The 15870-nt window shown below is 36.5% G+C and carries 15 protein-coding genes; 2 read left to right on the top strand and 13 right to left on the bottom strand.

All coding sequences use genetic code 11. The features are described from left to right. Positions 1–25: 25 nt before the first annotated feature. Both AC3CH7_RS12875 and AC3CH7_RS12880 read right to left on the bottom strand, forming a co-directional pair. Positions 26–2176, bottom strand: a complete 2151-nt coding sequence (locus AC3CH7_RS12875; RefSeq protein WP_227256899.1) for a bifunctional diguanylate cyclase/phosphodiesterase — start codon at positions 2174–2176, stop codon at positions 26–28. A 187-nt stretch (positions 2177–2363) separates the two neighbouring features. Beyond that, positions 2364–3041, bottom strand: coding sequence for an RNA polymerase sigma factor (locus AC3CH7_RS12880; RefSeq protein WP_488381767.1), 678 nt, complete (start codon positions 3039–3041; stop codon positions 2364–2366). A gap of 101 nt (positions 3042–3142) precedes the next feature. On the opposite strand from AC3CH7_RS12880, the gene sspI reads away from it, so the two are divergent. Together sspI and AC3CH7_RS12890 are read left to right on the top strand one after the other, a co-directional pair. Then, the gene (sspI, locus tag AC3CH7_RS12885; RefSeq protein ID WP_008179231.1) at positions 3143–3352 is read left to right on the top strand and encodes a small acid-soluble spore protein SspI; all 210 of its coding nucleotides are present in this window, start codon (positions 3143–3145) and stop codon (positions 3350–3352) included. A 78-nt stretch (positions 3353–3430) separates the two neighbouring features. Further along, on the top strand, positions 3431–4810 hold the full coding sequence (locus tag AC3CH7_RS12890) for an FAD-binding oxidoreductase (protein WP_031416415.1): 1380 nt from the start codon (positions 3431–3433) through the stop codon (positions 4808–4810). 41 nt (positions 4811–4851) lie between these two features. Here the strand turns inward: AC3CH7_RS12890 and AC3CH7_RS12895 are convergent, their stop codons facing one another. From AC3CH7_RS12895 to AC3CH7_RS12945, 11 genes are all read right to left on the bottom strand, one after another. Next, positions 4852–5364 carry a GNAT family N-acetyltransferase gene (locus tag AC3CH7_RS12895; RefSeq protein WP_012295590.1) on the bottom strand — a complete coding sequence of 171 codons (513 nt, stop codon included), beginning with the start codon at positions 5362–5364 and terminating at the stop codon, positions 4852–4854. 17 nt (positions 5365–5381) lie between these two features. Beyond that, positions 5382–6089, bottom strand: a complete 708-nt coding sequence (locus AC3CH7_RS12900) for an amino acid ABC transporter permease (protein WP_036164447.1) — start codon at positions 6087–6089, stop codon at positions 5382–5384. Between the two features lie 11 nt (positions 6090–6100). Then, positions 6101–6805 carry an amino acid ABC transporter permease gene (locus tag AC3CH7_RS12905; protein WP_036164450.1) on the bottom strand — a complete coding sequence of 235 codons (705 nt, stop codon included), beginning with the start codon at positions 6803–6805 and terminating at the stop codon, positions 6101–6103. Between the two features lie 24 nt (positions 6806–6829). Continuing rightward, the gene (locus tag AC3CH7_RS12910; RefSeq protein ID WP_012295593.1) at positions 6830–7648 is read right to left on the bottom strand and encodes a transporter substrate-binding domain-containing protein; all 819 of its coding nucleotides are present in this window, start codon (positions 7646–7648) and stop codon (positions 6830–6832) included. Between the two features lie 19 nt (positions 7649–7667). Further along, positions 7668–7946, bottom strand: coding sequence for a glutaredoxin family protein (locus AC3CH7_RS12915; RefSeq protein WP_012295594.1), 279 nt, complete (start codon positions 7944–7946; stop codon positions 7668–7670). 12 nt (positions 7947–7958) lie between these two features. Next, positions 7959–8972 (bottom strand): LLM class flavin-dependent oxidoreductase, encoded by a 1014-nt coding sequence (locus tag AC3CH7_RS12920; protein WP_488381768.1) that lies wholly within the window; start codon positions 8970–8972, stop codon positions 7959–7961. Positions 8973–9018: 46 nt separating this feature from the next. Further along, a complete protein-coding gene (locus AC3CH7_RS12925; RefSeq protein WP_036164455.1) occupies positions 9019–10347 on the bottom strand; it encodes an LLM class flavin-dependent oxidoreductase in 1329 nt (442 codons plus the stop codon). Positions 10348–10532: 185 nt separating this feature from the next. Further along, the gene (locus AC3CH7_RS12930) at positions 10533–11429 is read right to left on the bottom strand and encodes a LysR family transcriptional regulator (RefSeq protein ID WP_012295597.1); all 897 of its coding nucleotides are present in this window, start codon (positions 11427–11429) and stop codon (positions 10533–10535) included. Positions 11430–11736: 307 nt separating this feature from the next. After that, positions 11737–12702 carry an ornithine carbamoyltransferase gene (gene argF / locus AC3CH7_RS12935; protein ID WP_031416420.1) on the bottom strand — a complete coding sequence of 322 codons (966 nt, stop codon included), beginning with the start codon at positions 12700–12702 and terminating at the stop codon, positions 11737–11739. Positions 12703–12996: 294 nt separating this feature from the next. Beyond that, positions 12997–14517, bottom strand: coding sequence for a thiol-activated cytolysin family protein (locus AC3CH7_RS12940; protein WP_012295599.1), 1521 nt, complete (start codon positions 14515–14517; stop codon positions 12997–12999). Between the two features lie 232 nt (positions 14518–14749). Continuing rightward, positions 14750–15838 (bottom strand): M42 family metallopeptidase, encoded by a 1089-nt coding sequence (locus AC3CH7_RS12945; RefSeq protein WP_008179256.1) that lies wholly within the window; start codon positions 15836–15838, stop codon positions 14750–14752. Positions 15839–15870 lie beyond the last annotated feature (32 nt).

The following is a 15870-nucleotide window of genomic DNA, read 5'->3' on the forward strand; positions in this document are numbered from 1 at the left end:
TCACTAAGCAGGTTCTTTGCATTGCTTACACACTATAATTTTCTTTATATTGAAGCTGCATCAAGACGTCATTTACATGGTGGTGCAAATCATGAAAGGTTTCCGAAATTTGCTGAGGTGAAATCGGTTTACTAAATAAGTAACCTTGAATATAATCACATCCACCTTCCATCAGAAACGAAAGCTGTTCAACCTCTTCAATCCCCTCCGCCACAACCTTCAAGCGTAAATGCTTGGCCATCGAAATAATCATCGATACAAGTGCTTCATCATTTGGATTATGTGGAACATTTCTAATAAAAGTGCGGTCAATTTTTAGACAATCTATTGGAAAATCCTTTAAATAGGATAAAGATGAATATCCTGTTCCAAAATCATCTACTGCTATTTGAATGCCAAGCGCCTTTAATTCATGCAGTAGCTGTGTCATTTGATCAATATTCATTGTCATACTTTCTGTAATTTCTAATTGTAGATAATGAGCATCCAATTTTGAACGTTGTAATATTCCAGCCACCATTTCAACTAAATCCTGTTGAAATAATTGTCCAAGTGAAAGATTAACAGCTACTTTGATTGGAGGTAACCCTTGTTCCTCCCATTGTTTCGCTTGCTGACAGGCTGTTTCTAATATCCATTTTCCAAGAGGAATAATAAGACCACATTCTTCAGCAATCGGAATAAATAATTCAGGTGACACAAACCCCCGACTTGGATGTCGCCAGCGTACTAATGCTTCAACAGATTCAATCGCACCACTCTTTAAATTTACCTGTGGTTGATAATCTAAATAAAATTCATTATTGGCTAATGCATTATGTAAATCTTGCTCAAGCAATATACGATCTGCAATTCCTTTAGACATGTATGGCTTATAAAAAAGAAATCTTTGAGGTATTTGTCTAGACTCTCGCATGGCTAGTTGGGCATGCATCAATAGCTCTTCCCCCGACCACTTTTCCTCTTGTAGGGCAATTCCCATATTCAAATTGCCATTTAACGAAAATAATTGTACCTGTAAAGGTTTTTTCATGGCACTTTTTAGATTTAAGCAAAATTGTAATAGCTCCTCAACAGTCTTTACATGGTGAATGTAAATGACAAATTGGCCCTCTTGTAGTTTGGTCGCAAAATAGTGCGGTGGTAAAATCGTTTGAATACGGTCTGCCACTAACTTCATCATTTTATTAGAATGACTGATTCCTATGGAAGAACGAATGGCTGCAAACCGATCAATTTCTATCGCAATGATTGCCTTTTGAAGTTCGTTTTCATGTAATTTTTCCTTTAATGTTTTAAGTAATAAATGCTCATTTGGCAATAGTGTAATATCATCATGATAGGCTTGAAATTGAAGCTCCCGTTGTGATTGTTCAAGATCTTTTTTGATTTTCAACAGTTGTTGAAACGGCTTTTCAACCGATGTATAATAAATTGCCTTTAAGAAAAAGTAAAATGCTAAAAATTGATAAATAAGGGCGGAGAAATCCCAAATAGCATGTGTATCTTGGCTTATTATAAAAAGCGTATCACTTACAATAAGCGATATAGCCGCACTGATGAGCCACATGGAACGCTTTGGCATTTTCTTAAAAAACCTACTAATAATATTTATTGTGATCAGTTGAAGAACAATAGAAAATAGGTGTACCATATTATCAATAGGATCTATCCATTGTACTGGCAAAAATTTTGGTGAAATAAATACTAGGAGAATACTTGCTATAACAAAAAGTAGAGAACCGCTATAACTAAGGATTCTATACTTTATTGTTAATTGTTTTTTAGGATATAAAATAATGAATAAAAAACCAAGTGATAAGTAAAAACGTATTAAGATATGTAAAGTGCCATCTATATAGTCCCATTTAATATAATGGTTATGGCTAAAAAATAAACTTACTAATTCAAGTAATGCTAAAATAAAAAACACATTTCCTATGTATAAAGTCTGATTGGATAGTAAGTGAGAAAATACTAAATAGGATTGTATGGCTATTGCCATTGTAAACACAATAATCAATACTTGTATAATCAATTTTAAATTTGTATAAATTTCACCTTGAAAAACATCATATACTTGATTGCTAAAAATTAATAATGGTATGACCAGTAGTAATGGTAATACCATGTACCAAACCTCTTTTTTATCGATCTGATTAAACCATTTGCCCAACACAAACCCTCCATACTACTATGTAAAATCACTAGGTATTTTTAACCACTGAAACTGAATAATTTATGTAAAATTGTATTTTTCTTTGACTACTTACAAATCATAACACTTTTATCGTAATTTGTATGCAGTCAAGAGAAGCATGCTAATATTCATTTTGTTACAATATTAGCATACTTTTGATATATTATTGCTTTTTTTCCACTCTAGAATCCTTATTTCTTAACTTCTTAATGATTCTTTCCCTTCTTTTTTTACTGGCTGCTACGGAAAAACCTAGTATATTAGCGATGTCTTGATCACTGCGATCTTCTACATAATATAAATATAAGATGCTTCTTTCTACCTGTTTTAACTGTCCTATCAAATTCTCTAGAAAGTTGGAACTTTGTGGATGGTTATATTCCTCTCGCTCGAACTCACTACGAAGATAATCAAGTGTTTCATCATCAACTGTTGCTATTTTCTCTAAATAGTTTTTTTCCTTTATTAATTCATTTAATATTTCTCCTTTTATGTTGGAATAAATATAACCAGATAATTGTCCTTTTGCTGGATCTGCTTTTAACCATGCCCTCCAAACAGCAATAGTCGCTACTTGGCGATAATAATCATAATCTTTATAAATTCTAAAGCTTGTAAGAATAGAACTAATCATCGGTTGCACACTTTCCAATATTTCTTCAAATGATTGGGTAGTTGTGGGCTTTCGATTGTTATGGATAGTCATTTGTCTCTTCCTGTCAACTATGCACAGTCTGATATTCCTAGGTGATGTTATCTTAAAATGGATATATATATAAATCGAATGTTCACTTTTATCATTTAATCGCTCAATATGATTCAAATTACTAGCAGTATTCATCATAATTACACCTTGTTTTTGTAAATTTGAACTATTTTCTTTGGTATTTCGTACATATTAAAACGATACTTGGACAAATTACTATTAAGGAGGCGAAATAGATGAATTTTCAAATTAGAGATGCGATTACAGCCAATGTACACGGTCAATCTGCAGCAGAAATTAAAGATATTGTTGAAGATGCCATTAGCCGTGGAGAAGAGCATTTACTCCCAGGACTTGGGGTATTTTTTGAAAAATGGTGGAAGCAATCAAGCTCTACTGAACAAGAAGCATTCGTTCAAAAGTTAGAAAAAGCATTTGCAAACTGATTTTTTATAAGCAATGCATTCCCTTTCCAATAAATGCATGATAATGTTTTACTTATCAGAAAATTTGGAGGGATTGGAATGACTGTTGTAGTAGAATTTATTGTCAATCAACTCAAACAGGTATTATTAGAAGAGCAAGTGTCAACAAACGAAACGGTACGACAGCTACATGGTAAGGATGAATCCCATCATGCGATGAGCTTACCTGATATCGTTGTTTTTCCACGTTCCACCGCTGATGTCAGTGCCATCTTAAAAGTCGCGCATGCACAACGTGTTCCGGTTGTACCATTCGGTGTTGGCTCAAGTCTAGAAGGAAATGCAATTCCCATTGCAAATGGTATTTCAATCGATTTCTCTGAAATGAATGCTATTTTAGAAGTTAGACCTGAAGACCTTCTTGTAAAAGTACAGCCAGGCGTCACACGTTCACAATTGAATAAAGAATTAAAAAAGCATGGGCTACAATTTACAGTGGACCCGGGTGCTGATGCCACACTAGGTGGTATGGCAGCTACTAATGCTAGTGGCACTACTGCTGTTCGCTACGGTGTTATGCGCGATCAAGTTCGTGATTTAGAGGTAGTATTGGCAGATGGCTCTGTGATTCATACTGGAAATTTAGCAGCGAAGTCCTCTTCTGGCTATCATTTAAACGGTTTATTCGTTGGCTCAGAAGGTACGCTTGGTTGCTTTACTGAGCTTACACTGAAAGTATATGGAATACCTGAATTTGTGACCGCAGGACGGGCTGTTTTTAATACAGTGGGCGATGCTGTCAGTTCCGTCACTGCATTATTACAAACAGGAATAATGGTTGGTCGGGTGGAGTTAGTTGATGAAGCCTCCATTCAACAAGTCAATACTTATCATGACATATCCTTTAACGAAAAGCCGACACTATTTTTAGAGTTCCAGGGAAATGAGGCAGGTATGCATGCAGATATAGCATTTGCCACAGAAATTTTTAAGGATTTTCATTGCCTATCTGTTGAATTTGAACAGGATAATGCTGGACGTAATAAACTTTGGGAAGCACGCCATTCATTGGCCTATGCCTATATGCATGCTCATCCTGGTAAAAAGCTTATGTCAACAGATGTTTGTGTTCCTATTTCCATGCTTGCCGAAACCATTTTATATGCAAGGGAGCAGCTAAATAATGTGGGACTAGTAGGAGGAATTGTCGGGCATGTAGGAGACGGTAACTTTCATGCGCTATTAATGTTAAACCCCGATGATGCGGAGGAGCAGACAAAAGCCGATCGCTTCAACGAGCAAATTGTTCAATATGCTCTGCTTCGAGGTGGCACATGTACAGGAGAACATGGTGTTGGCATTGGTAAGATGAAATATCAAGCTACTGAACATGGTACCTCTCTTGCAGTGATGAAAAGTATTAAGATAGCACTTGACCCCCTTAACATAATGAATCCCGGGAAAGTCTTCTCCCTATAACCATAAACAAACCGCCGATTCCAACAATCAGCGGTTTTTATTTATAAATCATAGCGGAAGCTCTTTACTAATATATCTCCCTTATAAAATTCCTTTGACTCGTCTCTTACAAAACCTAAAGATAAATAAAGATTAATAGCAGCCTGCATAATATCTCCTGAATGCAAGTATAGTGCCTGATCCTGTCTCTTTCTTGCAAAGGCAAAGCTTTCATGCAATAATTTCTTAGCAACTCCCTGCCCTCTTCCTTTTGGATGAACCCCCAATAAACGAACGATGGTCGATTGTATATTAAGCTCTGGCAGCCCATATGCTTTCTCTGCATCGGTAAATAATTGCAGTCCCCCTAAAATCTCATCCCCTCTCCTTGCTATTAGAATAGTTTCGGCGTTTGGATTGCCAACGGATGCTCGAATATCATTTAAATAGGACGCCCATTGCTCTGGGTCCTTATAATCCTTTTCATATTGCCCATAGCTTTCTACTAAAACCTTACGATAATCTGCATACTCTTCCTCTTGTAAATGTTCAATAACAATTTCCGCTGTTGTCATATATTTTCCCCTTTCAACTAAAGCCCACTTTTACTATAGGCCATTACTCTTTTTTCAATACGATGTGAGATCGATTCTGTAATAATCGAAATCCCCCAATAAATGATACCAACCGCAATGAAAGCCTCTAAAAATTTCAAGTTCACAGAAGCAACAATGTTCGCCACTCCTGTCAATTCTTTGATGGACAGAAAAAAAGCTAATGATGTGGCATGTAAAAAACCAATAAAGACATTAGTAAAGTTAGGAATTGACTTACCAAATGCTTGTGGTAAAACATAACGTCGCATTGCTTGTGTAAATGTTAAACCTATTGCATATGCCGCTTCTAATTGCCCTTTGGGGACACTTAAAATACCAGAGCGAATAATTTCCGATGCATATGCCCCTGCACTGAATGTGAGTGCAAGTATTACAAAAAATAATATAGGAATTGAACTGGATTGAAATGATAAGTGAAAAGTATTTACCACACCATCCACTAGCATGGGTAATCCAAAATAAACAAGCATGATATGCATAATAATAGGTGTGCCTCTGAAAAAGGAAACATAAAAATTTAAGAAGGGCGTCAAAAATCTTATTTGTTTTATCCGTACAAAGGCTACCATAATTCCAATTACAATACCCAAAAAAACTGGGATAAATGTCATGAATAGTGTTAGCGGTATTACTTTACTAATTTCTCGTAAAGCCTCCATCACAAATACAATATCAATGGTCATAGCACATCCCCCTAATAAGTTTCAACTTCTTTTGGCATATAGCGATTGAAATAACGTTCATTGAATTTGAATATTTTTTCAAGAATTATGACAATCGCAAAGTAAACGATCGATAATGCCACATATATTTCAAAAGCCCGTGTTGTGGACGCAATTAAAGTCTCTCCGCGCCCAACCATATCCATTACACCTATAGAAAAAGCGAGTGAGGTATCTTTTAATGAACTAATCATGGTGTTCGCTATATTTGGAAAAGCAACGCGGATTGCTTGAGGGAAAACAATTCGCAAAAAGGCTTGAGGCCCGTTTAAGCCCACGGAAAAGGCTGCTTCTATTTGCCCACGATCAACAGTTAATATGGCTGCACGAAATATTTCAGCAAAGGCTGCCGCATTGCTCAGTGTATACGTAATAATGACAAAATACATAGCATCCAATCGAGTAACATCAATATGAATGAGCTTTAGGAGTGCTGGTACTCCATAAAACACTAAAAACAATTGCACTACGATTGGTGTGCCACGAATAAATGAAATATAAATTGTAATAATTTGCTTTAATAGCGCTACGTTTAAAAGCTTTGGTATTGCTAGCATAATTCCTAGCACTATACCAAAAATTATGGAGAACACTAGTATTTCTGCAGTTACTGGTAAATACTGAAGCAATGTTGGAAGTACTTTCGCAATGAGTACAAAATCAAGATTATTATCCATGCCTCTTTCTTCCTTCCTTGATTGTTAGAAGTCTACTGTATAATCATCACCTAACCATTTTTTACTTAGTTTGCTAATAACCCCCTCTTTCTTCAGCTCAACAATAGCCTCATCTAAACGCTCTTGTAACTTCACCTCATCCTTATTTAATAAGAAATAAACCTTCGAATTTAATAATGCATCCCCAACAACCTTTTGCTGTGCTTCATTGCTTTCGTTATAGTATTTCACGGCAAAGGGTGTCGTAATAATGGCATCAATACGGCCACTTGCTAGTTGATTATTGACATCGACTGAACCTGAAGAATACACGATATTCGCGCCTAAATGATGGTCCTTATTATATTTTTCAAGAAAGACAGCGGAGTTACTTGTTGGCGAAACACTTACGTTTTTCCCTTTCAAATCTTCAATAGATTGGATCTCATTATTTTTTTCATTTACTGTCACCTTTAATGGGAAAACATTATACGGTTCTTTATTAAATAAAAACTTTTCCTCTCGTTCACTATTAACTTCCATTTGATGGGCGATGAAATCTATTTTTCTTGTTTCTAAACTTAGTAATAAATTTGAAAATTCCATTGTTTTCAAGTCAAATTCATACTCAGGTAACTTTTCATCAATTGCTCGAACTAGCTCCACATCATAGCCGGTTAAGTTGCCTTTTTCATCGATAAAACAAATATTTGGAAACTGTGTACCTGTACCAACGATAATTTTTTGGACATCTTCTCCTCCTTGCGCTGTTTTTTGTTCATTCGAATCTCCGTCCGATTTTTCTACACATGCTGTTAAAAGCGCCGTCAGCAAAAGTAGCATATAAAATAATATTTTTTTCATATAATTCCCTCTCCTTCTTCTATGTTTGTGAGGGTAAGCTCACGGCAAGTGCATTCTTTACGTGTTCTAAACCAATTTCTGTTATGGCTCTATAGACACCACTTTCTCTCGAGCCAATTTCTACAATGGGCACGTAACGAACACCATATTTTAAGTCAAGAATATCTCTAAATGAATCATGATTTGTTACATCTACCGTTTTATAAGGAAGGTGCTGTTCTTGTAAATACGCTTTTATATCATCGCAATAGCTGCATCCCTGCTTTGACCAAACAATTATATCTCTAGTCACACTCATTATTTTTCCTCCTTATTTTACTGTTACTTGTTGCTGCAACTTTAAATGAATAGGACTTAAAAGTTCAAAGGAGCGTTGCCGTTCAAATTCCTTTCGTACAGGCGTGTGCAAAATGAACTCATCTATTTGGTATTGAACGTGAAAATGATCAAGTAGATTTTTAATTTCTTCTGGTGATCCATAAACAATATCCGCATCATATTGTTTGACCGTATATTCCTCTCCAGATTCCTGCCCAAATTTTTCTGCTAGCTCTACGGATTGTAGAGTCAACGTCCTACCGCTTGCTAAATGAACTTTTGTAATTTTTTGGTCTTCTATCAGTCCCTTTGCTTCTTTATTTGTAGGTGCTGCAACAGCTGCGATTGAGACCACAAAGTGGCCTTTAGGATGATGTTCACGATAAATACTAGACGCCTGTGCTAGTAATTCATTGTCACTATTAATAAATCGTGCAAAGACGAATGCAATACCAAGTCTTCCAGCAAGTTCTGCACTTTGTGGACTTGCCCCTAATAAGAATAGTGCCGGACTTACTTTTGGGATAGGTGTGGCTTGCACACCATGAAGATCATGATCCGTAGGTACATTTTGTTCAATTAATTGCTGTAAAAATGTGAGTCTCTTTTCAAAATCCTCGCCTTGATTGAGCGTGCCATATTGTAAGGCTTTTGTAGAAAGCGGTAAACCACCTGGTGCCTTCCCAACACCTAAATCAACACGCCCCGGCTCTAAGGATGAAAGGACATGAAAATTTTCAGCTACTTTGTATGGACTGTAATGCTGGAGCATGACTCCTCCAGAACCAATACGAATAGATGCGGTTTTTGCAAGTAAATAGGACACTAATACTTCGGGAGATGACCCTGCTAGTGCATCCGAATGATGATGTTCCGATACCCAAAAACGAGAGTAGCCTAACTGCTCTGCATTCTGTGCCAATGCGACAGTTTTTTGTAATGTTTGCTCATTTGTAGCTCCATCCATAATTGGACTTTGATCTAATATGCCTAATGTATAACTCATACACAGCCTCCTTAATTTCACTTATTCAAATAAATTTACTAGGTTTTTAAACAGACTGTTTGATATACCTACTTTTCTTAAATGGCAATCCTAAATTTCCACGCAATGTATCAGCTTCATAGTCTTCTCGATAAAGCCCTCTAGCTTGTAATATCGGTACTACTTTATCAACAAAATCCTCTAAGGCACCTGGTACCGTTACACCGATTATGAAGCCATCTGCTGCCTCCTGCTCAAACCATTCCTGTACAAGATCAGCCACTTGCTCTGCCGTCCCAAAAAATGCCGTTTTCGGAGTCGCCTCACGTAAAGCAACTTGACGTAATGTAAGCCCCTCCTGCTTAGCATAGCGTTTAATATAATCAGTCGTACTTCTAAAGCTATTTGACCCAATTTCTCCCAGCTCTGGAAACGGCGCATTCACATCATACTGTGTAAAATCATGATGATCGAAGTAACGACCAAGATAAGCCAAAGCACGGTGAATGGAAACTAATTCAACGATTTCCTGATACTTTGCCTCTGCCTCCTCTACTGTATCGCCAATGATTGGAGAAATACCCGGAAAAATCTTTACTTCATCTGGATTTCGCTTAAATGCTGCAACCTCAGTCTTTACTCTTTTATAAAACTTTTGTGATTCTTCTATAGATGTCCCATGTGTAAAAATGGCATCTGCATCCTTAGCAGCCAATCGAATCCCAGCATCAGATGCACCCGCTTGGAATATAACTGGCTGGCCTTGCCTTGTTCGCCCAATATTTAGTGGACCTTGGACTGAAAAATACTGCCCTTTATGATGTAACGTGTGTAATTTTTCTGGATCAAAAAATTGGTCATTTTCGACATCTGCAATAAAGGCATCATCTTCCCAGGAGTCCCATAATCCTTTAACAACCTCTAAATATTCTTCGGCGATTTGATAACGTTCTGCATGACTAGGATGTTGATCTATTGTTTTATTGTAGTTCAAAGCTGTACTTTCTAAAGGAGTAGTTACCACATTCCAGCCTGCACGCCCTGCACTAATATGATCTAAAGAGGCAAATTGACGTGCCACTGTGAATGGTTCGCTATAGGATGTCGATACCGTTCCAACTAGCCCTATATTATTGGTTGCTAATGCTAATGCCGATAATATCGTAATAGGCTCAAAACGATTTAAAAAATGAGGAATCGATTTTTCATTAATAAATAAGCCGTCCGCAATAAAAGCAACATCAAATTTCCCTTCCTCTGCTTTTTGAGCCTGCTGAATATAAAAAGGCAAGTTGACACTTTGATTGCTCGCTACCTTTGGATGACGCCAGCTTGAAATATTACCACCTACTCCGTGAATAATTGCTCCCAAACGAATTTTGTCTTGTCTAGCCATATCAATTCCTCCTTATTTTTATTTTTTACTAAACATAGTGGTTAAGTATGTTTTCGAGTTAAAAAAATATTTATTTACGATCATTCATAAATAAATTTGGATTGAGAATGATATTACAGTTCATTCAGACAATATGCAATAGGTTAAGTAATAGAAAAAATTTATCGGCTACATAAAAAATTTTATCACTCCATCATTTGTCCCCTTTCAAAATCCTTCGCTGTATGACAAATTGTCTCCCAAAAATCTGAAATCAATGTATCTTTATTTTTATAAGTTAGGAATATATGTTGATTCATATCCAGTAAATGCTTCACATCTACCTCAACAAATTCGCCGCTTTCAAGCTCATTTTTGACACAAAGCTGTGGTAAAAAGCTAATATAGTTTTTTGTGCGAATGAAGGCCTTAGCGATTTCTAAATGATCTGTTCGAACCTCTATATTGGCTGCTACACCCTCTACCTCGAACATTTTATGCACATAATTCCAATCAAACGCTCCACACTCAAAAAACACCATTTTCTGTTGTACCAATTCTTTCGCCTCGATGCATTCATATTGTGGTAAAGGATGTTCACAATGCTTCACAAGTTTCACTGCATTTTTTAATAATAACTCGTTGAATATTCCTTCTCTGTGCACATACTGAATGAAAGCTACATGTATTTGGTGACTCTCCAATTTTTCTAATAGCATAGCTGTTGAGCCTGTCACCAATTGAAAACGCAAATTAGGAAATTGTTCTTTCCATTTAGGTAACGCATCCGCTAAAAAATACTGAGCTGTTACGCCATTTGCACCAATACATACATCGTCTGTTTCCTGTGTCTTTTCCAATTGCTTCTTTCCTTGCTGAAATGTTTGCACGATTTGAGTGGCGAAAGGTAAGAAATCTTTGCCTTTATCTGATAAGGTTACACTTCGTCCCTCTCGATAAAATAATTCAACCCCTAGCTCCCTCTCCAATGATTTGATGCGTGCAGTCACCGTCGGTTGAGAAAGAAACAAAGCGTTGGCTGCCTTATGCGTACTCTTGTAATGGACAACATATAAAAAAGCCTCTATATGGTCTATATTCATGTGAGTTCCATCCCTTCACTCCTTATTTAAATCTATTATATAAATAATTTTTTATATTCTCTATACTTTATAGGAAAACTTAGTTTTTAGTCCTCTATCACTCCATACAAAAGAAAAAAGTAACCCAGCGTCTCCCAGGTTACTTGACTATGTAGCGATGTAGCCATCCATCTTGACAACAAGCATCGCGCGTGGTGATCATCCCTCTGTCTGTCAGCCACTTGTAGGTTATTCATATGGGCACCCTCTGTTGCGCATATAAACTCTATTTATTGTACTTTTCAACTCGAAAAGTATAGTTCAAATCTTACGCTAGAATTGATGCAAGAACTGCTTTCTGTGCATGAAGTCTGTTCTCAGCTTGCTCAAAAATGTAAGAATTAGGGCCATCAATAACAGATGTTGCCACTTCTTCCTCACGATGTGCTGGCAAGCAATGCAGGAACATGTAGTTCGGTTTCGCATATGCTACAAGCTCATCATTGATTTGGTAATCTGCAAAATCTTGCAAACGTTTTGCTGCTTCTTCCTCTTGGCCCATCGAAGTCCAAACATCTGCATAAACAACATCTGCCTGTAATACAGCTTCCACAGGGTCATGTGTCACCATAATTGTACTGCCATTTGCCGCGGCAATTGCTTGTGCGTTAGCGATCACTTCCGCATCACATTCATAGCCTGCTGGTGTCGCCACAGCTACATTCATCCCAACATGTGCTGAAGCCACTATTAAAGAATGTGCTACATTGTTGCCATCTCCTACATAGGCAATTTTAAGTCCCTTTAAAAAACCTTTGTTTTCTGCAATTGTTTCTAAGTCCGCTAAAGCTTGGCATGGATGATAAATATCTGTTAATCCATTGATGACGGGAATAGCCGCATGCTCTGCTAGTTCCTTCACCATTGCGTGGGAATTTGCTCGGATCATAATCCCATCCAAATAGCCTGATAAGACATGTGCTGTATCGTAAATGGATTCACCACGGCCTATTTGTAAGTCACGTGCATGCATAAACATACTTTTTCCACCTAGCTGATTCATACCAACTTCAAAGGAAATACGAGTACGCGTTGAATGTTTTTCAAAGATCATACCAAGTGTTTTGCCTTCTAGTAATCTTGGACATTTCCCCTCTTTGGTAATCATTTTAAGCTGAGTTGCTAATTCAATAAGTTCTTTAACTTCTTGACTTGTATAGTCAAGCAACGTTAATAGGTCTTTTCCTTTTAAACTAGAAACTAACTTTAGCTGTACTTCTTCGAGTAATTTCATGGCCTTCGCTCCTTGTTTCATTGCTGTTGAAATCAGTATATCATGCATAAATATAAAATCAACTGAATTTTTATAATTTTTTTCGATAAATATTAAATGTGACAAAAATTCGTCATATTGAATATTTATGCATAATAACATTTTTTAAGATTGAATCCTTTGTAGTTTAATTATAGAAAGGGGTATGAATAAAGAAGGAACATGGGGCAGTTATTGAAAGAACTTGAAAACGTAAAAACCTCCTAACATTAATTTGTTAGGAGGTAAAAATTCTTTATCTTTATATACGGCTACTTACTCGATACTGCCTGTTGGGTATAATGTAGTTCCTCCAATGGAGACTTTGATTTCATTAGACAATGGAACATTATATTCATCAATAACCGTTCTCCACCATTCCCAAGCAAGACCTGTACATTCTCTTGCATAAATTCTTATATTTTTCGAATTAGCCGGAAGCGGTATGACTGTAGAAAAATGAGCTGTTTTATCTCTCCAGTTTCCATCCCACGTTTTATGAGTTAATACTTCATTTCCATTCTCATCATAGGAAAATTCGTCCCATGCTATTTCAAATTGAGCAACGTATGCACCATAATGATCAAGGATGATCTTGCCTTTAGAATATTCTGTAGCTGTCGTCTCAATATAATCTGTATTATTATGAACAGCAGCAATTGAATGATCCTTTAAGAAAACACTTGTATAGGAAATTGGATAAGCTGGATTTTTAAGACTAAATTCTCCATTATCTTTAATGACTTCTCTAATATCATTAAAGTCCTTTGAGACAATTTGATTATGCTTTTGTGAATCTCCGCCTAATACTACAGCGGTAAAGGAACTTTCCTCAAAAATATCCTTGTATTGTGCACTAGTTTCTACATTCGTGTTAACATTCTTCAGTAATGCTTTAAATGCTGCTTGTACATCCTTACTCTTAGAGCTTGTTTCTAATTTCACATAAATTGTTCTACCATAAGCTACATTCGACACCATTACAGGAGGAGCATCATTGCTTACCCCTTTACGAGTTAGCTCTGCAAAATCAACACTATCATCGAAAAGATCTGATGGATTGTTAGGCAGTTCTGCACTTACCGTATAAAAAATTTGTTTATATGCGGCAACCATCACTTTTTTCTCTCCATTCGCAATCGCATTAAAGTCAATTCCCAGTGAATTGTCGAGAACTTGGGCGTTTACATTCAAAGCGCTTGCTATTTGAGATTTGCTATAAACCATTGATTCTGAATATTGTAGTCTTGCAGGTAAAGTATGTGTAGAGGAATATTTCTCGCTCCAAGTAGATACTAACTCATCCACGGCTCCAGATACATTACCATATGTTGGATTATCAACAGTCAAAGTATTTTCTCTTTTCATACCAGGTAAATCAATGCTAATATTTAGGGGTTTTCTTTTAGCCACCAATAAGTTGGGTTGATTGTCTACAAAAGCTTGGTTGGCAAGTTGTAGGGCTCCTGGATATGTACGATTCGCCATCGAATCAATAATTGATATATCCACTGGTGAAGTTGTCAGTGATTTCTTATTGCGCTCCACCACTATAAATTTATCATTGGAGTTAAGCCCTTCTTTTGGAACAAAGCTATCAACTCTGTCACCATTCACTGCTAGTACTTCCCTGTTGTTGTAGTTCAAGTTTGCTATACCCGTATCAATGTCAGATTTGCTTTTTACACTAGAACTATTAGTATCAAGTGTTTCAGCAAATGAAATACTTGGATAATTTAGAATGCATAAACTAATAGATAAACATAATATAAACTTGATTGTTTTTTTAATTCCCAAATAAATCCACTCCTTTTATAGGAAATTATACCATATAAAAATAATTTTCAAATATAGTATTTTCGTTTCATTTTTTATTGTGCAAATAATATGTACTTATGATTATTATGATAACTATTATGTTAATTTTGTGCGATATGTCTACTATCTTTTTTCATTAACAAAAAAGCCTTCTAACATTTTAGTTAGAAGGCAAAACTACTGTTTATCTATTTAGTTTCTCTCCATTCAATCAGTCGAATGTAATTTTATTGACTGCATCACGGTCTAATTTTTTAATGACTTCAACCATTAATTTAACAGCGTTATCATAATCATCACGATGTAGGATACCTGCATGTGAATGGATATAACGTGTCGCAATACCGATGGATAATGCTGGTACACCATTTGCTGTTACATGGATGGAGCCAGCATCTGTACCGCCGCCAGCCATTGCCTCAAATTGGTATGGAATATTGTTTTCGTCTGCTACGTCTAATACGAATTCACGTAAGCCACGGTGTGAAACCATAGATGCATCATACACAACGATTTGAGGACCTGCCCCCATTTTACTCGTTGATTCTTTAGCTGTTACTCCTGGAGTATCTCCTGCTACACCTACATCAACGGCAAATCCAATATCCGGTTGGATTTTATGTGTAGCTGTTTTAGCACCACGAAGTCCAACTTCTTCTTGCACATTTCCTACAGAGTAAAGAATATTAGGGTGTTTTTCATTTTGTAAAGCTTTCATTACATCAATAGCAATGGCACAACCAATACGATTATCCCAAGCTTTGGCCAATAAATATTTTTCATTTTTCATAACATTAAACTCGAAATATGGTGTTACCATATCGCCAGGACGTACGCCCCATTCAAGCACTTCATCTTTAGAAGCTGCACCAATATCAATAAACATATCTTTAATGTCTACTACTTTATTGCGGACATCAGCAGGTAAAATATGAGGTGGCTTTGAACCGATAACCCCTATTACTTCATCACCTTTACGTGTTGTAATTGTCACGCGCTGTGCCAGCATAACTTGGCTCCACCAGCCACCTACTGTTTGGAATTTGATAAAGCCTTTGTCATCAATTTGTGTAACCATGAAACCTACTTCATCTAAATGTCCTGCCACGACGATTTTAGGTCCGTTTTCATCGCCTACTTTTTTAGCGATTACACTACCTAGGTTATCTGTTTCTACAGTATCTGCATACGGTGCAATATATTTTTTCATGACCTCACGCGGTGCACGTTCATTACCTGCAATACCATTTGCATCTGTTAAATCTTTAAACATTTGTAATGTTGGATCTAGTTGTGTCATTCTTTTGCCTCCTACTTCTTATATCTATTTTA

The sequence above is a fragment of the Lysinibacillus sp. F12 genome, assembly GCF_057773605.1.